The sequence below is a fragment of the Sporolactobacillus shoreae genome (genome assembly GCF_004684935.1).
In the GTDB taxonomy this organism is placed as follows: domain Bacteria; phylum Bacillota; class Bacilli; order Bacillales; family Sporolactobacillaceae; genus Sporolactobacillus; species Sporolactobacillus shoreae.
Window position 1 is genome coordinate 115,352 of sequence record NZ_SRJD01000003.1, and the last position, 19,725, is coordinate 135,076.

Genomic DNA, 19,725 nt, shown 5'->3' on the forward strand with positions numbered 1-19,725 from the left:
GAGAAGAAATCTATAAAAATACTTATTTGATTTTCATAGTTTACTGATTACTGTGGGAAGGATTTTTGACTGTCTTTATTGAATATCAATCATAATGAGGTGAATGATTCCCATGTCTGCCAGCCAGCCACTCGTCACAATGAAGGGCAGGAAAGACGGCCTTGTACTTGTGATGGATGAAATGTGCGCTTATGACGCACTGATCGATGAATTAAAAGAGAAATTGTCGGTCAATCGTCATTTTTATAAGGAAGGGCCGATGATCTCGGTTAAAGTTCAGACGGGGAACCGTTATATCAGTGAATCTCAGCGATCTGAACTGGTCGCAGTGATCCGTTCCTATGACCATCTTCAGGTCGAGTCGATTGAATCAAATGTGATGACTTCTGAAGAATTTGAGAACAAGCGGATAAGGGAGAGGCTAACCCCTATTACCCGTATCGTGCGCTCCGGACAAGTTCTGTCTGTGGAAGGAAATCTGCTGCTGATCGGGGACGTAAATCCCGGAGGAACAGTATCCGCTACAGGTAATGTCTATATTCTTGGCGCGCTGCGTGGAATCGCCTGCGCGGGCAGTTCTGAAAATGAGAGTCGTTCGGTCATCGTTGCTTCGATTATGAAACCGACACAATTAAGGATAGGTGGACGGATCAGCAGAACTGAGGAAGAGCCTATGGATGAATTGAAGAATGATCATATTCTTGAATGCGCATATGCCGATCCGTCGCTTGACAAAATTGTAATTGACAGGCTTCAGACAGTACTGAAACGGATTGATCTGCCGGTTTTATTTGCGCAGCCGTAAATTTTCAATACACAGAGGGGTGTTTTCGATGGGGGAAGCAATTGTCGTAACTTCAGGCAAGGGTGGTGTCGGCAAAACAACGACATCGGCAAATATCGGCACAGTACTGGCTCTTCAGGGGAAAAAGGTTTGCCTTGTAGATACTGATATCGGGCTGCGCAATCTGGATGTGGTGATGGGGCTCGAAAACCGCATTATCTATGATTTGGTTGATGTGGCCAATGGACGATGCAAGCTGAGTCAGGCATTGGTCAAGGACAAGCGATTTGATTCCCTAAGCATGCTCCCCGCGGCGCAGACAACCGACAAACTGGCGGTCAAGCCCGAAGAAATGAAGAAAATGGTTGACGAGCTCAAGGCAGATTTTGACTATGTGATTATAGACTGTCCTGCCGGAATAGAACGCGGTTTTCGAAATGCGGTAGCGGGCGCGGATCATGCGATTGTCGTTACGACGCCAGAAATCTCCTCCGTTCGCGACGCGGACCGGATTATCGGACTTCTTGAACAGGAGAAGCAGATCACTCCCCCCCGCTTGATTATTAACCGGATCCGCCAGCATATGATGAAAAGCGGAGGCATGCTGGAAATTGATGAAATTATGAACATTCTGGCCATTGATCTTCTCGGCATCGTTCTCGATGATGATGTGGTTATCGCGTCCTCAAATAAGGGAGAACCTGTCGCGCTCAATCCGAATTCGAAGGCTTCCCAGGCATACAGAAACATTGGAAGAAGGATCCTTGGTGAAACCGTACCTCTGATGACCATTGAAGAAAAAGGCGGTTTTCTTCAGAAATTCAGAAGTCTTCTCGGCATGCGTTAATCCATGGAACCACTATTCGGCCTACTTTAGCGACCCTTACAGGGGTCTCATTTTTGTTTCTCATAATCCCCGCCTCACCGCATATGATTCACTAAGAGGACAAGCGGGAGAGGAAGAAAATCATGACTGCATATGAGGAATTCAAAAAGAGGCACAATGACAGGAAAGACAGAAGACTGCGAATGATCGGCGGACCGGATGGGCGGAATAAAATTTCAGATTATCCCGATTATTACAGGCGCTACAGTCCGGCGGATGACCCGGGGCACGGCCGAACGGATCCCGGCCGTCCGGGCCGGCGCTTTCTGGCCCAGTGCCTGATCGCGGGTGCGCTCTTTGGCTCTGTTTATTGGGTAGAAGCAAATAGCAGTGCCGTTTTCCTGCCCGTGAAAAACGCCATTGCGGCTTCAATGACTGATGAATTTCAGTTTGCGGCTGTGTCTTCCTGGTATGAAAAAAACTTTGGCAATCCGATCAGTTTTCTGCCTGGTGCAGTCAATCAAAACACGGGGAAATCTGCCACGACGAACGGTGCTTCCGCAACCCCGAATCCTAACTTTGCGGAACCGGTGATCGGTGAAGTGACAGCTCCTTATAGCAGCAAAACAAAAGGTGTGGTTGTGAAAACAACTTCCTATTCCTCAGTTAAAGCCGTGAAGGATGGACTGGTTGTTTTTGTGGGGAAAAAAACGGATACAGGTGAAACGGTTATTATTCAGCATAAAGGGAGCGACGAGTCCTGGTACGGAAAACTGGATAAAGCCAATGTCAAAGTCTATGACGAAGTGAAGCAGGGACAAATCATCGGGACGACCTCAGGTGGGAAACAAGGAACTTTCTATTTTGCTTTAAAGAAGGGAGCGAAATTCATTGATCCTATTCAGGTGATGTCCTTTGATTAGCTTCTTGTATTCAAAAATCAGCATTCATCCCGTATTCTGGTTGGTCATTGCGGCGGGAATGTTCACCGGACATCTTTGGGAAACCGTGATTGCTTTTGCGATCGTGCTCATTCATGAATGCGGACATGCCGTCGCGGCATACCGAATGGGCTGGAAAGTGGAGGCGATCGAACTTCTTCCATTTGGTGGCGTGGCAAAAATAGATGAAAGCAGAGAACATCCGTTCTGGCAGGAATGTATTGTTGTTTTAGCAGGTCCGTTTCAGAACGTCTGTCTCTTGTTTCTTGGCTTACTGGTTGCCCCGGGGCCCTTCTGGGGCATGCAGCAGCAGGAAATCTTTTATAATCAGAATATGGCTATTCTGCTCTTCAATTTGCTCCCAATTTGGCCGCTGGACGGAGGAAGGCTCCTCCATCTTTATTTGGAGAGACTGTACCCATTCAAACTGGCCTATAAACGGACCCTCCTGTTCTCTCTGATGGCTCTGCTCTCTTTAAGCGTGGTCATGGTTCTTTTTTACCCTCTATCTGTAAATCTTTGGGTCGTTATTTCTTTTATCGCACTGTCCATTTATAAAGAACGCCAGGTGATTCCGCTTCATTTCATGAGATTTTTGCTGGCTCTTTCCGCAAGAGCTGGACCCAGCCCAAAAATCAGACACCTGTTTTTTGAACCCGATACATCCATTGTTAACGTGTTTTCAATGTTCTATAAGCATACGGATCATCGTATCCACGTTGAAGGGAAGAAGGATATGATCCTGGATGACCGGAGGCTCGCATCTGCTTATTTCAAAGGATTCCGTGCGGATGGTACACTTGAGGACTGCAGCAATACTATGGGCTGAGAAGTGTCGCTGCGTTGCATCCTTCCGCAGAATTTGCGATAATGTGTGCAGCGTACCGGATAAGAGGTGTCCAGATGAGTAATGGCAATGAACCGGTTATTATTGTTGATCAAGATGAGTCCGGACTCCGCGCCGCTTTTCTAGAATATGGAGGCGTCCGGTCTTTTTATTTTTTTTCTGAGAACATCAATGTTGGTGATTTTTATTTAGCCAAAGCCAGTGACAGCCAGCCGGGGGAAATCGGCTGGTTTATGGATCTGGGTGATGGCCAATACGGCTTTCTACCCCGCAATAAAGCTCTTCCCGGGAAAAAACCATTCACGGGAGAATTGAGGATTGTGCAGGTTGAGAAAGAAGCTTGGGATGGAAAGCCGGCACAACTGACTGAACAGGTGCAGGTGGTCGGCCGAGGTATCGCCTATCTTCCGAACGGGGGCTATGTCGCTGTGTCTCGCCAGATCGCTGAACCTGCGAGAGAATCATTGCGGAAAATGGCATTGGAATGGTGCGGGAATCAGGAAGGGATCGTCATCCGGACCATTGCTTCCGGGATGTCACCGGATCAGCTTTTTTCGGAACTGGAAGGAAGCAGGGCTCGTTGGAAGAAAATTGAAAATGACGCGAAGAATATGGATAAGACAGGCATCATTGTCCGTCCGTTTTCTTTTATTGAATCCATATTAAATGAAAATCACAACCCCACGTTCTGCACCATTTACAGCAATATTCCGTTGAAGGAAAAATTTCCCGCAGACAGGGTAAAAATCATTTATCAGGCTCATAAAAATCTTTTTTCACTGCATGGCCTGAATAAGGAGTACGCGTCCGCAACGGAACACATTGTCCCTCTGCATGACGGCGCGACACTGGCTTTTGATTATGCTGAAGCACTGACCGCGATCGATGTGAACTCGGGATCGGCATCAGTGGGTACTGGCTGGGAAAAGTTCGCTCTGGATATCAATCTTCATGCTGCACGGGAAATCGCCCGCCAGCTCAGACTTCGGGAAATCGGCGGCATGATCGTCATTGATTTTCTGCGCCTGCATGATTCTGCGGATCAGGAAAAAGTGCTGATGGAATTAGAAGCTGAGCTCTCGCACGATCCGGCAACGATTAAAGTATTTGGTTTTACAGAAATGGGACTTTTTGAGTTGACACGGAAAAGGCGGCGCTCCGGGTTGAAAGACCGGGTGGCCGTCCGGTAGAGACCAAATAGCAGTGTTGACAGATGATCATAGAGTATGCTAAGATAAAAACTGTTATTGTCTGAAATAACACAGACGGGGAGCCTCTTGCTCCAACCGCACGGAAAAAGGCGGGATAAATGATTTTTCCGGTTCCCGAAAATGCCTTTGAGCTGCCCTTTCCGGCGAGTCTGAGATTAATGAAGGAGGTGCATCAGTATGTATGCAATTATTGAGACAGGTGGCAAGCAGTTGAAAGTAGAGGAAGGTCAGTCGATCTTCGTTGAAAAGCTCGCTGCGGAAGCAGGAGAAACAGTTACTTTTGACAAAGTCCTTTTCGTTGGTGGTGACGACGCAAAAGTCGGAACACCAACTGTTGAGGGAGCCAGCGTTACGGCGAAGGTTGTTGAACAGGGACGCGCTAAGAAGATTATCGTTTTCAAGTTCAAGAAAAGAAAGAATTATCGCCGCAAGCAAGGACACAGGCAGCCGTTCACAAAGGTCACCATTGAAAAAATCAATGCTTGAGGATCGCGGCTATGATCACTCTGAGGGTGGATCGCGAATCTGACGGCAGAATTACAGGTTTCCTTATGCAGGGGCATGCAGGCAGCGGCCCCCATGGGTTTGATCTCGTGTGTGCCGGCGCATCGGCTGTATCCTTCGGAGCTCTGAACGCAGTTGAGGAACTGGCTGACGTGGAACTCAGCGTCCGTCAATCACCGGACGGCGGATTTCTTCTGTGCAGTCTTCCAGCGGGTTCAGATCAAGGCGACCGTGCGAAAGCTCAGTTAATCATGGAAGCGATGCTCGTTTCCATGCGAACCATTGAAGAATCTTACGGAAAATATATTCATATTATTGATAAAGGAGGTACCGATCATGTTGAAACTTGATCTTCAGTATTTCTCATCCAAAAAAGGTGTCGGCAGTACAAAAAACGGTCGTGACTCGATCTCCAAGCGCCTGGGCGCAAAGAGGGCGGACGGCCAGCATGTCACCAGCGGTTCGATCCTGTACCGTCAGCGCGGAACAAAGATCTATCCGGGAACCAATGTTGGACGCGGCGGCGACGATACATTGTTTGCCAAGGCGGACGGCGTTGTCAAGTTTGAAAAGTTTGGTCACGATCGCAAAAAAGTCAGCGTTTATCCTGTTGACGCAGTCAAAGAAGCTTGATTGCGCTGCATGCATAAGCGTTAACTTCGGAGCATATAAAGAGGAGGCAGCGAATAGGTTTTTTGCAGAAGCAAAAGGCTATATTGGCTGCCTTTTTATCATGTTTATGGCAGAATAAGCGATGCGGGAGACCTGAATTCATTCGTTTTATTAATACTGTTAAGTATAAGGCTATGTTTAAATTCAATGTTGATCTTGCCACTCCGTTGATTGGAGCGAAAACAACAGACAAGTTTAATAAAGCCTAATATTAGAAAATTAAAGATTATTGTGCAAGGGCAAACAGAAAGCCGCGTCCTGTCGCTTGTTTGACATTAGGCCGTACCTGACTGTCACAACTAAGGTTCAGCCTGCACCAAAGGCTTGACTTCACAAAATTTTCTTTATCACTTGCGTCCGTGATGGAAATCACAGCCAATTATTTCTGATATACTTAACATATTGAGAAAAAACGGAAGGATGGTCGAATGATGATTGAGGAAGAGAAGGGAATCCAGTATATCAGTTCAGCAAGACATGTCTTACTCAACGATATTCAGCTGATTAAGGGCTATCTTTTTATGAACAGGCCAAAAAAGGCGAATGAGGTTATGGATCGGATCACTGAGAAGTTAAGAAACCATGCCCGGCTTTCCCATCTCCATATACCAGAATGCGCGTTTTATCTTATTGTTTATGAATGGGCGGCCCATCCTTTTCTCCTTCAATTAAAAGTTTCTTCAGATGAAAGAGATCTGTCGAGATATGACCGGTATTTTACTGATTTTTTCCGCGGGTTTTTCAGCATACTGGAAGAACAGGTTTCGGACAGGGTTGAAAATCTTGTTGAAATTATATTTGAAAATACGGAATCATCTTATAATATCGAAGTTATATTCAGCGGAGTGCTGAAAGATGCGATAAAAGCGCGCATCAGAATGAACGCGCTGAAATTGAATCAAACCGTCGATTGGGTTGAACACTATGTGATAAATGACAGCCCTAATGAGAAAATGAGGTGGAATCTGTGTTTGTCGATCAAGTAAACATTTATGTCAAAGGCGGTGACGGCGGCAACGGAATGGTCGCTTTCAGACGTGAAAAATATGTGCCGGACGGGGGACCGGCAGGCGGTGACGGCGGCAAGGGGGCCGATGTTATTTTTGAAGTGAATGAGGGTCTCAGTACGCTGATGGACTTTCGCTATAAGCGCCACTTCAAGGGTCAGAAGGGTGAAAATGGGCGAACCAAAAATCAGCATGGACGGAATGCGGAATCGCTCATTGTCCAGGTTCCTCCGGGTACGCTCGTCCGTGATAGGCTGACCAATCAGGTGCTCGCCGATCTGACGGAAAATGGCCAGAAACAGGTGATTGCTTCCGGAGGTCGCGGCGGAAGAGGCAATACCCGATTTTCAACGCCGGCTAATCCGGCGCCGTATATATCGGAGAACGGGGAACCGGGCCAGGAGCTTGAAGTCCAACTGGAGCTAAAGCTGCTTGCTGACGCGGGAATGGTAGGATTTCCGAGTGTCGGTAAATCAACTTTGCTGGCGGCTGTTACTTCAGCGAAACCCAAAATTGCTGCTTATCATTTTACAACACTTGTTCCCAATCTGGGTGTCGTTTCTGTCGATGAAGGGCAGAGCTTTGTTCTGGCTGACCTTCCCGGCCTTATTGAGGGCGCGAGCCAGGGCGCGGGGCTTGGGCACCAGTTTCTGAGGCACATTGAGCGTACACGGGTGATCATACATGTGGTTGACATGTCGGGTAGTGAAGGACGGGATCCTTTTGAGGACTATCAAAAAATCAATGAGGAACTTAAGAGTTATCAGATGCGTCTCACGGAACGTCCGCAAGTAATCGCCGCAAGTAAAATGGACATGCCGGACGCTTCACGGAATCTTGAACGATTCAGAGAAAAAATCGGTCCGGAAATCCCGATATTTCCGGTGTCATCATTGACCCACTCCGGGCTGAACGCGTTGACTGGCAAAGTTTATGAATTAATTAAAAGCACACCGGTTTTTCCTATGGAAGAAGAGAAAACGGATGATGCAACTGTTTACCGGTTTGAGGAGGAAGAAGTTCCTTTTGTCATTACAAGGGGAAGCGATGGTGTCTTTAATGTCTCCGGGCCAAAAGTGGAACTTCTGTTCAAAATGACGAATTTTCATCATGATGAGGCGATCCGAAGATTTGCGAAGCAACTGCGCAGTATGGGTGTAGATGATGAATTGAGAAAACGCGGTGTGACAGAGGGAGATACAGTCCGCATTATGGACTTTGAGTTCGAATACACGGACTGATCGGACCATTAAATAAAAGTATAAAATTTTTGCGAAGTAAAGCGGGTTAGAGCAGATAACCCGCTTTTTTTAATGCACGGACTGCATCGTCAATTTGTCTGTCGGTAGGCGCTTCAAACTGATGGAGATGGATTCCGCCCGTCAGGGAAGAAAGCAACGAGGCACCTGTTGTTTCAAGACGGCTGATAAAGTGGGCAATATCAGCATGATTGCGGATCATCAGGGAACCGGTGATTTCACCATAAAGCGGATGTTCCACCGTCACGTTAATAATGGTGACACCACAACTTACAACTAGGGTCAGTTCATTTTCTGTTTCCTGAACGCTGTGTCTGCAGGCGACAGTACGTGTTTTCAGATCAGATCTGGACCTACCGATGAACAGGTAACCTTGTGAGGTCGCAATGATCGGATACTCTTTCGCTTTTATCAGCGAAATATCCTGTACAATCACCTGACGACTGACATTCATCTGTTCCGCTAGCTCACTCCCTGTTATAGGGTCGGTGGATGACTGGAGGCGCTCCAGAATCAGGTGGCGTCTCTCCTTCGCAGTGATACGTTTCTCTTCTGTCTCAGTCATGCTCAACACTCCGCAACAATGTGTATTTGCTTTTTATTATAGACAATCATTGGACGACTTGCACGCTGAAGATTAATCGTCTGAGCATCCCCCTTTCTCTTTTAAGTGGCAAAAAGCCCAGATCAGCCATATATATATAAACGACATTCACAGGAGGGATGGAAACCGTGAAATTATATGTGGTTCAGAAAGGCGATTCAGTGGCGGCTATTGCTCAGAAACACGAGATGGCGATTAATGATTTCCGGGATATGAATAATGGTCTGACTGATGAAGAACTGATTCAAGGAATGAAGGTCAAAGTTTCTGGAAACGTGCAGCCCCTGAAGGTCGAACGTTCCGAAAAACCAAAAAAACAGGCACAGGTGCAGCCTTCGGTAACAGCACCTATACAGACCCAGAAGCCGGCAGCTTCTCCTTCACCGCAAGTCGAAGCTGCCAAGAAACCGCCCGCTGTCTCGGGGGCACAGGAAAAGGCAAAGGAGAGCCCGGCAACCGGTGGACATCCTACGGGCGGAGCGACTGATTTTAATACCATATTTTATCCAAAAGTCAGTCAAAATCAATATCAATATCCAGGGGTAACGGCGGGAGCTTTTCAGAATGTGCCTGGCTCGCTTCCATCCCAGAGTGCGCCGATGGGGTCAGGATACCCGAATTATCCAGGGCTGACAGGGAATATTGGAGGGGCTGTCAATTCTGCTGTATCACCTTACGGCATAAATCCGTATTCACCTGCTTATTCCGGGAATCCGGGCACCGCTGTAAGCCCCGCAGCACAGTCTGGACAAATGAGCCCTTATTCCCAGCCCTATCCTCCCTATTCCAATCCGGGAAACTTAGTCAGTCCGGCGATGCAGCCGAATCAGGCGTCACCCTATTCACCGGCTTCCGCAGGGAAAATGGGGAACGCGTACAGCCCGATATCGCAGCCTGCCGCGGTTAATCCTTATTCGGCGCTGTATCCCGGCAATCCATCGGGTACGGTCAGCCCCGTGACGCAGTCCGTACCTACGAATCCCTACTATCAGGCACCAATAACTCCTCAGGTTAGTCCGGTCGGGATCACCAATCCTGCTATGCAGTCCGGAGCCAGCAACAAAAAAAGTATGCCAATGATCGCGCCGGAGTATCAGAATCCCGTATCCGGAAAGACGGCGAAAGCATCCATGAACCCGACAAAACAGGCTGCCTATTCTCCTCTCTCCAAAGGAGCAATTCAGCCGGCCGCGGATTATCAGCTTCCAAACGCAGCTCAGGCACCCGTAAGCCCATGGATACAACCAGGCCAGCCCTCAGTTGCCAACGTGGGGACATCGGTGCAAAATGCGGCTAATCCGTTGGTTCAGGGGCAGCAAAGTATACCAACTCAACCGGCCGGTCAGGGAACTATTGGCGGTTATCCATATCCATATATGCCACCCATGGGTCAGCAAAGGCCATGCGGATGTGGCGGGCCTTCCGCTCAGCCCTATTCGCCTTTTGCCACATCGCCCACTTACGGGTATTACGGAGGGAATCTACCGCAGGCTGAAATGCCTTATTCAGAAATGGGGTCGATTCCTGCACCGGTATTTCAGCTTGAAAAACCGATTAAGCCGACCAGCAAAAAATAACTATTGTCTTTCTTGTTAATATTTACTGTCCCTGCGGAAAAATTCACCCGTGTAAAATCCTCTCTCATCACACAAAATAAGTGTGAAAGGGGGATTTGCATTGAAAAAAGCAGTACTTGCACTCAGCGCTATTCTGACAATAGGCGGCATATTGCCCGGCTGCGGGGCCTACAACTCTGCATACAATAATCCGAACGCGCCGCGTAATGTCACTTACAGGAACAATCCGAATACCACTTATCCAGTGAATCCGAATTACAATACCACTGAGCAGACTTACAGGACGGACCGTAATGGATATCGCAATGACCGCCTTTTGGCCAAGAAAATTGCCGATAAAGCGAATGCCGTGAGCGGTGTAAGCAACGCCTATGTTGTTGTAAACAATGGAAATGTCCTGGTCGGTATCGTGCCGGACAAAACCGTGACCAATACAGGTGCATTAACAAACAAGGTCAAAGCCGCAGTCAGGCCGCTGACTGGAAGCAGGACGATTTACGTCACAACGGACAATCGTTATATCCAGAGAATCAGAAGAGCTGCAACCAATTTTAATGCTGGTAAAGGCATGCGCGAAGTGAGCTCCGACATCACAGGAATAATTGACGATTTAGCGCGCGCGCTGAAACGCCCGTTTCAGAATAACAGCAAGTAATCAGACAAAAAGATAAGCAAAAAAGAGCAGGGAAGCGTTTCCTTGCTCTTTTTTTCAGGGACAAAAATAGGTATAATGAAATCGGTGTTGCGTTTGGATCTTGCGCGGAGTATATAGAGCAGCAATCTGAATGGGCTGGAATTCCGGGACTTCCCTGGGGTGTTTTCAGAGGGATGTTCAAGAAGAGAGGCCAGTGCTTCAGGCAAACTGACAGCGTGTATGAGAGGAGAAGAAATATGTCAGGACATTCAAAATGGAACAATATACAGCATAAGAAGAATGCGATGGACGCGATCCGCGGGAAAGCATTTATGAAACTTTCCAAGGATATTTTTCTTGAAGCGAGGCGAGGCGGCGGCGACCCGGATATGAACGCTGGGCTGAGGCACGCCATCGAAAAAGCAAAAGCCGCAAACATGCCGAATGATAACATTTCCCGGGCAATCAAGAAGGGGACTGGCAACCTGGATGGTGTCACATATGAAGAAATCACGTATGAAGGATACGGACCAGGTGGTGTCGCGGTCATGGTGGATGTGCTCACAGACAATAGGAACAGATCCGCATCGGAAATACGCCACGCTTTTTCAAAGAGCGGGGGAAATCTCGGCGAATCAGGCAGTGTCGCTTTTATGTTCGACAAGCAGGGATTAATTGAAATTGAAAAAAAAGACGGACTTGACGAAGATCAGGTGATGATGGATGCGATTGATGCGGGTGCTGATGATCTGCGCACCGAAGAGGATCGTTTTGTGATCACCACGTCTCCAGAGGTTTTTGACAGTGTCAAGAAGGCACTTGAAGAAGACAAGGGTTATGAAATTGACCGTGCGGAGGTCGCCATGGTTCCCAAAACAAAAACGGCGCTCTCAGGAGAGGATCTTGATAAAATGGATGCGCTGATGGATGCTCTGGAAGACAACGATGATGTTCAGGACATCTACAGCAATCTGGAGGAAGCCTGAACATTAATCCGCAATGCACTATCCAAACCATATAATTTTAAAAATACAGGAAAATCGGGACATTGATGTAAAAATGTCCTTTTCTTTTTGCCAGCTTTTTTTGCTTTTACTCCAGTAATTTTTGTGACAAATCCCGGCTGTGTGATATGATATTTATTATAACGAAAACAGGCAGGGTTCACACCAGCCCATTGAGGAGCAAAGCAAGTGTTTGATTATATAAGCGGTCTTTTATCTTATCTGTCGGGAAACGGCATTGTGATTGAACAAGGCGGCATCGGCTACAAGATTACGTGTGCCAATCCGTTCAGTTACCAGCCGATGATGAATAAGGAAACAAAGGTATATATTTACCAGTATGTGCGGGAAGACGCGATGATTCTGTATGGTTTTAAGACTAGAGAAGAACGTGAATTGTTTATCCGGCTTCTTAGTGTCTCGGGAATTGGTCCGAAAAACGCACTGGCCGTTCTTGCCTCCGGAAATCCGGATGAAATTATCCGGGCGATTGAGTCAGAGGATAATCGCTATCTGACCCGTTTTCCCGGAATCGGCAAAAAAACAGCAGGCCAGATTATCCTTGATTTGAAAGGAAAGCTTGCCGATTTCTCCATCTCCGGCATTTCAGAAAGTGGAACAGGCGATGAAAGTTTGGCCCTCAGCGAGGCGTTGGACGCTCTGGAAATGCTGGGCTATTCAGAGAGAGAAATTCACAAGGTGATCCCCGAGCTGAAAAAACAGGAACTGACGGCGGAAAATTATGTTAAAGAGGCGCTGCGCCTTTTGACGAACGCGTGATAAGGAGGCGGCTGAGGTGGAAAACGACCGTTTGCTTTCCAGTGAGTCCACACTGGAGGATCAGAGTATGGAGCGTTCCATACGTCCTTCTGATCTCGAGCATTACATCGGGCAGGAAGAATTGAAAAAGAACCTGAAAGTTTTTATTAAGGCTGCCAAAGAACGCCATGAGCCCCTCGACCATGTACTCCTCTATGGTCCTCCGGGACTTGGCAAAACGACATTGGCTATGATCATTGCGGGTGAGATGGGGGCACAAATCCGCACAACCTCAGGTCCCGCTCTTGAGAGGCCTGGGGATCTTGCGGCTGTCCTTTCATCTCTTGAGCCGGGGGACGTTCTTTTTATCGATGAAATACACAGGCTAAGCCGGCATGTTGAAGAAGTGCTTTATCCGGCGATGGAAGATTTTTGCATGGATATTGTGATTGGAAAGGACGACACGGCACACTCGGTCCGTCTGAATCTGCCTCCGTTCACTCTTGTCGGAGCGACAACGCGCGCCGGCTACCTGTCACCTCCGCTCAGAGACCGTTTCGGGGTCATCAGCCGTCTGCAGTTTTACAGTCCGGATGAGCTGTCACAAATTGTCCGGCGGACGGCATCTGTTTTAAATGCCGAGATCAGGGATGATGCCTGTAAGGAAATTGCCGGCAGATCTAGGGGGACGCCGCGCATTGCCAATCGTCTGCTGAAGAGGATACGCGATTTTGCCCAGATTGAAACGGGCGGAATTATTGACAAGGAGACTGCTCGGATGGGGCTGACGAGGCTTCAGGTCGATGAAGCAGGGCTTGACCGTGTGGATCACCAGTTACTTGAAGGAATGATCCATAAATTCGGTGGTGGTCCTGTTGGCCTGGATACCCTTGCGGCCGCGATTGGCGAAGAGCGGCACACCATAGAAGATGTCCATGAACCGTTCCTGCTGCAGAACGGTTTTATTCAGAGGACGCCTCGTGGACGCGTGGTTACGGACTTGGCGTACCGGCATTTCCATATTGAAAGGAATGATTGAATCCATGGGGGATATCGGTAAGTTTCTGATGATCGCCGGTGTCGTCCTTTTTTTAATCGGATTGTGCTGGCCGCTCGTTGGCAGGCTCCCGGGTGATTTTATTATTAAAAAAGGAAATGTCACCTTTATGTTTCCGATTGTCACGTGTCTTGTGATCAGCATTGTAATATCACTTATTTTTTATATCATTAACCACCTACGTTAACGGAAAGAGAGTGCATAAGAGTTATGGATGTTTCAGATTTTGATTACGATCTACCTGAAGAACTGATTGCCCAAACACCGCTGAAAGACCGCGCGGCATCAAGATTGATGGTGCTGAATCCGAATAGCGACAGGATTGCCCATCATCATTTTTCGGAAATTATTGATTATCTGAATCCTGGCGACTGCCTGGTTCTGAATGATACGAAGGTACTTCCGGCACGCCTGATCGGCCATAAGGAAGAAACCGGTGCAAAAATTGAACTGCTGCTGCTGAAACAGACGGAAGGCGATTCGTGGGAATGTCTTGCCAAACCGGCGAAACGCGTACATGAAGGTGAACATATCCAGTTTGGCGACGGCAGACTTGAAGCGGTTTGTACGCAAGAACTGGACGAAGGGAGAAGAATCGTCACTTTTCATTATGAAGGCATCTTCTATGAAGTGCTTGAAGAACTGGGGAAAATGCCTCTTCCTCCATATATTAAAGAACAGCTGGATGATCCTGATCTCTATCAGACGGTTTATGCGAAACACCGCGGGTCTGCAGCGGCACCGACAGCCGGCCTTCACTTCACAAAAGAATTGCTGGCTAAAATTGAAGAGAAGGGGATTCATCTGGTTTTCATCACGCTTCATGTCGGGCTTGGCACATTCCGCCCGGTCAAAGTGGACAAGATAGAAGAGCATACCATGCATTCGGAATTTTATCAGATGTCCGCGCAGGCTGCGGACACACTGACCAATGCCAGAGCGGAAGGGCACAGGATCATCGCGTGCGGGACTACAGTCATCCGCACATTAGAGACGATCACGGCTAAGTACGATGGAAAATATCAGGAAGCTTCCGGATGGACCGATATTTTTATCTATCCGGGTTTCCAGTACAGAGCTATTGACGGGATGATCACAAACTTCCATCTTCCGAAGTCCACTCTGATTATGCTTGTCAGCGCATTTGCTGGGAGAGATTTCATTTTAAAGGCATACAGGGAAGCAGTGAAAGAAAAATACCGCTTTTTCAGCTTTGGCGACGCGATGTTTATTGAGGAAGGAAACAAGAATAAATGACCGTACCCGTTACTTATGAATTAATCAAGACTGACCGGCAGACCGGCGCCCGGCTCGGACGGCTGCATACACCGCATGGGGTATTCGACACGCCGATGTTTATGCCTGTCGGGACGCAGGCGACTGTGAAAACAATGAGCCCACGTGAGCTTAAAGAGATGGGCGCCGGAGTCATTCTGAGCAATACCTATCACCTTTGGCTCAGACCAGGCGAGGATATTATAGAAGAGGCCGGCGGGCTTCACCAATTTATGAATTGGGATCAGGGCATTTTGACGGATTCCGGCGGATTCCAGGTTTTCAGCCTGAGCAAACTGCGTGATATCACAGAAGAGGGCGTCCATTTCCGTAATCACCTGAACGGCGCAAAAATGTTTCTGACTCCGGAAAAATCGATTGCCATCCAGAACGCGCTTGGATCGGATATCATGATGTCTTTTGATGAATGCCCGCCCTATCCGGCCACTTATGAGTATATGAAGCAGTCGGTTGAACGGACAAGCCGGTGGGCGGAACGATGCCTTGCCGCGAACAGCCATCCTGACCGGCAGGCCCTTTTCGGTATTGTCCAGGGAGGCGTCTTCAAAGAACTGAGGAAACAGTCGGCACAGGAGCTGACATCGCTGGATTTCCCGGGGTATTCCATCGGGGGGCTTTCAGTCGGGGAGCCCAAGCCGGCGATGAATGAGATGCTGGCCTACACGACACCTTTTCTTCCGGCGGATAAGCCGCGGTATCTGATGGGTGTCGGATCACCCGATTCTCTGATTGACGGTGCAATCCGCGGCATTGATATGTTTGATTGCGTGCTGCCGACGCGTATCGCCCGCAATGGCACCTGCATGACATCACATGGACGGCTGGTTATAAAGAATGCCGAATTTGCGCGTGATTTCGGACCGATCGACGATCAATGCGACTGCGAAGTCTGCAGAAATTACTCACGGGCTTATATCCGTCATCTGGTCAAAGCGAATGAAACTTTTGGATTTCGCTTAACCTCTTACCATAACCTGTATTTTTTGATAAAATTAATGGAGCATGTCCGATCAGCCATTCGGGAAGATCGGCTGCTTGAATTCAGAGAACAATTCTTTGAATCTTATGGTTTTAATAAACCGGATGCGAAAAACTTTTAACATCGGAAGGATGGATTAAGAAATGCAAAGTTTAGGTCAATTTGCTTTACCTCTGATTATCTTTGTTGCGATTTTCTATTTTCTGATTTTGCGCCCGCAACAGAAGCAGAAGAAGCAGGTACAGGAAATGCAATCTTCACTGTCGCGAGGCGACAAAATTATCACAATTGGAGGACTTCAGGGTACTGTTGAATCGTTCGACGACCAGAATATTGTCCTGAGAAGCAGCGGAAGCAAGCTCTCTTTTGAACGCAGCGCGATTCGTTCAATAATTAAAAAATCCGGTTCAGCTGCCGAAGAAGATTCAAAGAAGAAAGATGATAAAGAAACGACTGCTGAAAAAGAATAAGTGCAACCGTAAAAAAGCGACCCCAATCGGCCGCTTTTTTATTTTGGAAAGAGCGATCAGTACCTATGCTTTCCTGAAAAGAGATTGACGCCGATGGTGCCTCCGAGCGCGGCCGCCGCGATATTGGCAAGAAAATAAACAAGCTGTATCAGCCCCGGCGCGCGGTCAAGGGCGAGGTACTGGAAACTGAGGCTGAACAGACAATAAAAAAGTCCGGTAATTGCGCCAATCATGAGACCTTTTTCCTTCATTTTTGAGCCTGCAATTGTCCCTCCGATAAATAAAGCAATAGCGGAAATGATTATTGGAAGAGCGGTTCCGCTGGTTTCCGCGAATGAAGTAAAGCGGAGCAGCGAAGCAAGAAGTACAGCGGAAGCAAGGATAATGATGAAGGATGCGACCATCCCGTAAGTAATGGCGGAAAGCCAGTTGCGAGTCATACAAAACGCCTCCTGTGAATCCAGAAAATTTTATTTCAGGCGGAATGAGTCGGTTAATGCTAAATGGGAAGAAGAAACGGCCAGTAAAATTTATGACCAGAGCGACATGTGTTCCGGAAGAGCCTGTCAGCCTGAAATCCTGCTTAAAGTCTATTCGGACAGCCTGTGTTTGATGACTTAATCTGAGAAACATCGGCTTATGTTATCTGCCCGTCTGCACATAATAACCTATAGAAAATAATCAGGGGAGAACAGCTATGGGTACTTCGGCCGCAAGGATGTTGCTTTTTATCATACTTCTGAAATTTGGGCTCCGTGATATTCTGGGCGCAAAACCGGCGGAGCGGACTTTGGCGGATTTCACCGTTCTTTTTTTCGCGGCCGATCTATCGCTTTTAGCGGTGATCCGTCCGAATCAGCCGTTAGCCTATTTTCTTGTACCGTTCGGCATACTGATTCTCACTTACCGGCTTCAAAAGATCGTTCAGCAGTCCTCTGAAAAATGGCTGACACAGGATCCTTCTGTGCCGCCTTCAATGGTGCGTGAGCATGAGCTCTCTATGTCCGGAGCGGCGTACGCATCCGGCACGGATCATAAATACTGCCCGCCGATGGCACTGCCCCTGATCGAGAACGGAAAAGTGCGCGGTGACAATCTCAGGAAAATCGGCAAGACACAGCTTTGGCTCAGGCGGGAACTGAGAAATTTCGGTTATCGGGACTTGCGGCAAGTCAATTATCTGACCATGGACGATACAGGAAACTTTTTCATGGATCTGAAGAATTATTCTCCAGAAAATTAGCGAATCCATTTGCCGATTACGAGAAACTGAGCAAGCTGATCTTTCTGAATCATCCCGAGAAATAAAGCGAAGAGGGCATAGAACAGGGCGATCAGGGAAATCAGGAGAAGTGTCCGCGGAACAAGGCTCATGGCGGTGAAGCTTCTCTGAATCAGCAGATGTGAAAGAAAGCCGGAAAAGGCGATCAGAATGCCTGTCCGGACATAATCTTTAAGTATCAGTGAAAAACCGATGGCCCGGAACATCACGGCAGCATGCAGCATGGTGACCAGCACGACATTGAAACAGATGGCCAGCGCCGTACCCTTGATACCGTACTCGGGACGGCTCGTTAAAAAGAAGAGCAGGAAGATTTTCACTAGAGCTCCTATAAACGTATTGATCATTGCCGCCTTAGCCAGATCGAGCGCCTGAAGGACGGCATGCATCGGAGCCTGAAAATAGAAAATCATGAAGAAGGGCGCCATTGTATAGAGAAACTGCGCCGCTTCAGGCGCGTCATAAATAATTTTCATCAGAGGCTGGGCAAAAGAGTAAGTGACAACAATGGAAAGGCCGCCGGTCAGCATGGCAATGCGAAGCGCCTGATTGAGGCGGTAGTGAATCATCCCATAGGATTTTCGGGCGAAGGCTTCACTGACTGCCGGAACAAGAGAAACATGCAGCGCATGGGTAATGAAGCTGGGCAAAAGGAGAAGGGTCATCGCGTAACCGGTCAGCTGTCCGTACAGTTCAGCTGAGGCTTTGATCGAATAGCCTGCCATGACGAGGCTGTGCGAGACAATCATCGGTTCAAGAAAATTCCCAATTGATGCAATCAGCCGGCTCCCCATGGTCGGAAGCCCGATGCCGAGCAAGTGCCGCAGGGTGGTACGGCTTCCCTGCAGCGATTTGCGCCCTTTTCCTTTAAATAAGTGATTGCCCTCTTTCTTAAACGCATGGAGCATGTATAACAGTGATGCGCATTCGCCAGCGGAACCGGCGATCATTGCGCCCGCGGCTGCGTAGGCGACGCCATAGGGCATCAGCAGATTGGCAAGCGTGGCGACCAGTGAGATACGCACCACCTGTTCGACGATTCCGGACCAGGCGTATGGCTTCATATTGCGGATTCCCTGGAAGTAGCCGCGGAGTACGGAACTGACCGCGACAATCGGAATGACCGGAGTAATAGCAATTAAGGGGTAAACGACGCGCGTATCAGCAAACATGTATTTAGCAGACACCGGGATGAGGACAAGCATAGCGAGAGTCAGGATAATGCTGATTGTTCCAACGATCGAAAGCGACAGAGCGAGAATCAGTTTAATACGCCGTTTGTCGCCGAAAGTCTCCGCTTCGGCGACGAGCTTAGAGATGGCGACAGGCAGCCCGAGTTCGGTCAGTGTGACGACAAGCAGCATCGCCGGGAAAGCCATCATGAAAAGGCCAACGCCCTCATCGCCGATCACCCGGGCCAGCACCATCCCATTGATCATGCCAAGTATGCGTGTAACCAGACCTGCAGCCATCAAAATAAATGATCCTTTTAAAAATGATTGCCGTGCCATGGGCTTGTCCGCCTTTTCTTCTTAAAGTTGCGGCTGTGACGCACGCTTAATGCATTTATATGCATGGAGCGCGTCTCCACATGACAAGCCCTTGGATTATTCTCCGGATTCGCTTCAAAAGGTTTATCGGAATACCGATTTTGTGTTTCGTATTATCTGCCAATTATGCTATGATAAACATTATGGGAGGAATAGACATGCCGGAATCCTTTGATGATCTGGAAAAGTGGCGGAAAGAAATTGCTCCGTTTCTGCAAAGCAAACTGGATGAGTTTCACTTGCTTGGGCTCAACCATCTGAAGATGGACGAATTCTGGCAGTTTGTAAAGGAATCACTGGAAAAGAAGAAGGAGGACAGGCCGGAAAGAATCCATGAAGTCGTGGCTGCTGTCATGTCGCTGACCGTGAACGATTACATGAACAAAATCCGCATGGATATGTTCAAAGACAATTCACTGAGTCTTGATGGCCTCAATTAAACAAGTCGAATAAACAGAGAGC

At 48.1% G+C, this 19,725-nt stretch carries 24 protein-coding genes and 1 other annotated feature; of the genes, 21 read left to right on the forward strand and 3 right to left on the reverse strand.

Annotation, left to right across the window (positions count from 1 at the left end; genetic code table 11):
• Positions 1 to 112: 112 nt before the first annotated feature.
• The 10 genes from minC to obgE all read left to right on the forward strand — a co-directional run bounded on the left by minC (position 113) and on the right by obgE (position 8,033).
• Positions 113 to 805, forward strand: a complete 693-nt coding sequence (minC, locus tag E4665_RS03945; RefSeq protein WP_135347510.1) for a septum site-determining protein MinC — start codon at positions 113 to 115, stop codon at positions 803 to 805.
• A 28-nt stretch (positions 806 to 833) separates the two neighbouring features.
• The gene (minD, locus tag E4665_RS03950; protein WP_135347511.1) at positions 834 to 1,631 is read left to right on the forward strand and encodes a septum site-determining protein MinD; all 798 of its coding nucleotides are present in this window, start codon (positions 834 to 836) and stop codon (positions 1,629 to 1,631) included.
• A 122-nt stretch (positions 1,632 to 1,753) separates the two neighbouring features.
• The gene (locus E4665_RS03955) at positions 1,754 to 2,533 is read left to right on the forward strand and encodes a M23 family metallopeptidase (protein ID WP_135347512.1); all 780 of its coding nucleotides are present in this window, start codon (positions 1,754 to 1,756) and stop codon (positions 2,531 to 2,533) included.
• Positions 2,526 to 3,380, forward strand: coding sequence for a M50 family metallopeptidase (locus E4665_RS03960; protein WP_135347513.1), 855 nt, complete (start codon positions 2,526 to 2,528; stop codon positions 3,378 to 3,380). The genes E4665_RS03955 and E4665_RS03960 overlap by 8 nt, the downstream gene beginning before the upstream one ends.
• A 74-nt stretch (positions 3,381 to 3,454) precedes the next feature.
• Positions 3,455 to 4,588: a ribonuclease E/G gene (locus tag E4665_RS03965; RefSeq protein WP_135347514.1), complete on the forward strand. Its 1,134-nt coding sequence runs from the start codon at positions 3,455 to 3,457 to the stop codon at positions 4,586 to 4,588.
• A gap of 84 nt (positions 4,589 to 4,672) precedes the next feature.
• Positions 4,673 to 4,770, forward strand: a sequence feature (ribosomal protein L21 leader region).
• A 16-nt stretch (positions 4,771 to 4,786) separates the two neighbouring features.
• Complete coding sequence (rplU, locus tag E4665_RS03970; protein WP_135347515.1) at positions 4,787 to 5,095, forward strand: 50S ribosomal protein L21; 309 nt, start codon at positions 4,787 to 4,789, stop codon at positions 5,093 to 5,095.
• An 11-nt stretch (positions 5,096 to 5,106) separates the two neighbouring features.
• A complete protein-coding gene (locus tag E4665_RS03975; RefSeq protein ID WP_135347516.1) occupies positions 5,107 to 5,463 on the forward strand; it encodes a ribosomal-processing cysteine protease Prp in 357 nt (118 codons plus the stop codon).
• Complete coding sequence (rpmA, locus tag E4665_RS03980) at positions 5,450 to 5,746, forward strand: 50S ribosomal protein L27 (protein ID WP_135347517.1); 297 nt, start codon at positions 5,450 to 5,452, stop codon at positions 5,744 to 5,746. The genes E4665_RS03975 and rpmA overlap by 14 nt, the downstream gene beginning before the upstream one ends.
• A gap of 467 nt (positions 5,747 to 6,213) precedes the next feature.
• Positions 6,214 to 6,771, forward strand: a complete 558-nt coding sequence (locus E4665_RS03985; RefSeq protein WP_135347518.1) for a Spo0B C-terminal domain-containing protein — start codon at positions 6,214 to 6,216, stop codon at positions 6,769 to 6,771.
• Positions 6,753 to 8,033 (forward strand): GTPase ObgE, encoded by a 1,281-nt coding sequence (gene obgE, locus E4665_RS03990; protein ID WP_135347519.1) that lies wholly within the window; start codon positions 6,753 to 6,755, stop codon positions 8,031 to 8,033. Before E4665_RS03985 ends, obgE begins: the two co-directional genes overlap by 19 nt.
• Positions 8,034 to 8,079: 46 nt before the next feature.
• On the opposite strand, the gene E4665_RS03995 is transcribed toward obgE, so the two are convergent.
• Positions 8,080 to 8,616: a transcription repressor NadR gene (locus E4665_RS03995; RefSeq protein WP_135347520.1), complete on the reverse strand. Its 537-nt coding sequence runs from the start codon at positions 8,614 to 8,616 to the stop codon at positions 8,080 to 8,082.
• Positions 8,617 to 8,783: 167 nt separating this feature from the next.
• Here E4665_RS03995 and E4665_RS04000 point away from each other — a divergent pair, with 167 nt between their 5' ends.
• The 9 genes from E4665_RS04000 (at position 8,784) to yajC (ending at position 16,431) form a co-directional block, all read left to right on the forward strand.
• Positions 8,784 to 10,232, forward strand: coding sequence for a LysM peptidoglycan-binding domain-containing protein (locus E4665_RS04000; protein ID WP_167815106.1), 1,449 nt, complete (start codon positions 8,784 to 8,786; stop codon positions 10,230 to 10,232).
• A gap of 100 nt (positions 10,233 to 10,332) precedes the next feature.
• The gene (locus E4665_RS04005) at positions 10,333 to 10,887 is read left to right on the forward strand and encodes a YhcN/YlaJ family sporulation lipoprotein (RefSeq protein ID WP_135347522.1); all 555 of its coding nucleotides are present in this window, start codon (positions 10,333 to 10,335) and stop codon (positions 10,885 to 10,887) included.
• 236 nt (positions 10,888 to 11,123) lie between these two features.
• Positions 11,124 to 11,852 carry a YebC/PmpR family DNA-binding transcriptional regulator gene (locus E4665_RS04010; protein ID WP_135347523.1) on the forward strand — a complete coding sequence of 243 codons (729 nt, stop codon included), beginning with the start codon at positions 11,124 to 11,126 and terminating at the stop codon, positions 11,850 to 11,852.
• Positions 11,853 to 12,059: 207 nt separating this feature from the next.
• The gene (gene ruvA / locus E4665_RS04015; RefSeq protein WP_135347524.1) at positions 12,060 to 12,650 is read left to right on the forward strand and encodes a Holliday junction branch migration protein RuvA; all 591 of its coding nucleotides are present in this window, start codon (positions 12,060 to 12,062) and stop codon (positions 12,648 to 12,650) included.
• A gap of 16 nt (positions 12,651 to 12,666) precedes the next feature.
• The gene (gene ruvB, locus E4665_RS04020; protein ID WP_135347525.1) at positions 12,667 to 13,668 is read left to right on the forward strand and encodes a Holliday junction branch migration DNA helicase RuvB; all 1,002 of its coding nucleotides are present in this window, start codon (positions 12,667 to 12,669) and stop codon (positions 13,666 to 13,668) included.
• Between the two features lie 4 nt (positions 13,669 to 13,672).
• The gene (locus tag E4665_RS04025) at positions 13,673 to 13,873 is read left to right on the forward strand and encodes a DUF2905 domain-containing protein (RefSeq protein WP_135347526.1); all 201 of its coding nucleotides are present in this window, start codon (positions 13,673 to 13,675) and stop codon (positions 13,871 to 13,873) included.
• 23 nt (positions 13,874 to 13,896) lie between these two features.
• Complete coding sequence (gene queA / locus E4665_RS04030; RefSeq protein WP_135347527.1) at positions 13,897 to 14,943, forward strand: tRNA preQ1(34) S-adenosylmethionine ribosyltransferase-isomerase QueA; 1,047 nt, start codon at positions 13,897 to 13,899, stop codon at positions 14,941 to 14,943.
• Entirely contained in the window at positions 14,940 to 16,082 is a 1,143-nt protein-coding gene (gene tgt / locus E4665_RS04035) for a tRNA guanosine(34) transglycosylase Tgt (protein WP_135347528.1), read from the forward strand. The genes queA and tgt overlap by 4 nt, the downstream gene beginning before the upstream one ends.
• Before the next feature lie 22 nt (positions 16,083 to 16,104).
• Positions 16,105 to 16,431 carry a preprotein translocase subunit YajC gene (yajC, locus tag E4665_RS04040; RefSeq protein WP_135347529.1) on the forward strand — a complete coding sequence of 109 codons (327 nt, stop codon included), beginning with the start codon at positions 16,105 to 16,107 and terminating at the stop codon, positions 16,429 to 16,431.
• A gap of 56 nt (positions 16,432 to 16,487) precedes the next feature.
• On the opposite strand, the gene E4665_RS04045 is transcribed toward yajC, so the two are convergent.
• On the reverse strand, positions 16,488 to 16,871 hold the full coding sequence (locus E4665_RS04045; RefSeq protein WP_135347530.1) for a TIGR04086 family membrane protein: 384 nt from the start codon (positions 16,869 to 16,871) through the stop codon (positions 16,488 to 16,490).
• Positions 16,872 to 17,128: 257 nt separating this feature from the next.
• Here E4665_RS04045 and E4665_RS04050 point away from each other — a divergent pair, with 257 nt between their 5' ends.
• Positions 17,129 to 17,674, forward strand: coding sequence for a YetF domain-containing protein (locus E4665_RS04050; RefSeq protein WP_135347531.1), 546 nt, complete (start codon positions 17,129 to 17,131; stop codon positions 17,672 to 17,674).
• Here the strand turns inward: E4665_RS04050 and spoVB are convergent.
• The gene (spoVB, locus tag E4665_RS04055) at positions 17,671 to 19,224 is read right to left on the reverse strand and encodes a stage V sporulation protein B (RefSeq protein ID WP_135347532.1); all 1,554 of its coding nucleotides are present in this window, start codon (positions 19,222 to 19,224) and stop codon (positions 17,671 to 17,673) included. The two genes, E4665_RS04050 and spoVB, sit on opposite strands and share 4 nt — an antisense overlap.
• 197 nt (positions 19,225 to 19,421) lie before the next feature.
• Between spoVB and E4665_RS04060 the strand changes: the two genes are divergently transcribed.
• Complete coding sequence (locus tag E4665_RS04060) at positions 19,422 to 19,703, forward strand: post-transcriptional regulator (protein WP_135347533.1); 282 nt, start codon at positions 19,422 to 19,424, stop codon at positions 19,701 to 19,703.
• Positions 19,704 to 19,725: the final 22 nt, after the last annotated feature.

What these genes read in the sequence shown, in the direction of transcription:
- E4665_RS03965 (WP_135347514.1), top strand. Translation starts at nt 3,455, where the DNA reads ATGAGTAATGGCAATGAACCGGTTATTATTGTTGATCAAGATGAGTCC.
- E4665_RS03955 (WP_135347512.1), top strand. Translation starts at nt 1,754, where the DNA reads ATGACTGCATATGAGGAATTCAAAAAGAGGCACAATGACAGGAAAGAC.
- E4665_RS04010 (WP_135347523.1), top strand. Translation starts at nt 11,124, where the DNA reads ATGTCAGGACATTCAAAATGGAACAATATACAGCATAAGAAGAATGCG.
- spoVB (WP_135347532.1), bottom strand. Translation starts at nt 19,224, where the DNA reads ATGGCACGGCAATCATTTTTAAAAGGATCATTTATTTTGATGGCTGCA.
- E4665_RS03995 (WP_135347520.1), bottom strand. Translation starts at nt 8,616, where the DNA reads ATGACTGAGACAGAAGAGAAACGTATCACTGCGAAGGAGAGACGCCAC.
- rplU (WP_135347515.1), top strand. Translation starts at nt 4,787, where the DNA reads ATGTATGCAATTATTGAGACAGGTGGCAAGCAGTTGAAAGTAGAGGAA.
- E4665_RS04025 (WP_135347526.1), top strand. Translation starts at nt 13,673, where the DNA reads ATGGGGGATATCGGTAAGTTTCTGATGATCGCCGGTGTCGTCCTTTTT.
- E4665_RS03985 (WP_135347518.1), top strand. Translation starts at nt 6,214, where the DNA reads ATGATGATTGAGGAAGAGAAGGGAATCCAGTATATCAGTTCAGCAAGA.
- E4665_RS04050 (WP_135347531.1), top strand. Translation starts at nt 17,129, where the DNA reads ATGGGTACTTCGGCCGCAAGGATGTTGCTTTTTATCATACTTCTGAAA.
- minD (WP_135347511.1), top strand. Translation starts at nt 834, where the DNA reads ATGGGGGAAGCAATTGTCGTAACTTCAGGCAAGGGTGGTGTCGGCAAA.
- queA (WP_135347527.1), top strand. Translation starts at nt 13,897, where the DNA reads ATGGATGTTTCAGATTTTGATTACGATCTACCTGAAGAACTGATTGCC.
- rpmA (WP_135347517.1), top strand. Translation starts at nt 5,450, where the DNA reads ATGTTGAAACTTGATCTTCAGTATTTCTCATCCAAAAAAGGTGTCGGC.
- tgt (WP_135347528.1), top strand. Translation starts at nt 14,940, where the DNA reads ATGACCGTACCCGTTACTTATGAATTAATCAAGACTGACCGGCAGACC.
- minC (WP_135347510.1), top strand. Translation starts at nt 113, where the DNA reads ATGTCTGCCAGCCAGCCACTCGTCACAATGAAGGGCAGGAAAGACGGC.
- E4665_RS03975 (WP_135347516.1), top strand. Translation starts at nt 5,107, where the DNA reads ATGATCACTCTGAGGGTGGATCGCGAATCTGACGGCAGAATTACAGGT.
- E4665_RS04060 (WP_135347533.1), top strand. Translation starts at nt 19,422, where the DNA reads ATGCCGGAATCCTTTGATGATCTGGAAAAGTGGCGGAAAGAAATTGCT.
- yajC (WP_135347529.1), top strand. Translation starts at nt 16,105, where the DNA reads ATGCAAAGTTTAGGTCAATTTGCTTTACCTCTGATTATCTTTGTTGCG.
- E4665_RS04045 (WP_135347530.1), bottom strand. Translation starts at nt 16,871, where the DNA reads ATGACTCGCAACTGGCTTTCCGCCATTACTTACGGGATGGTCGCATCC.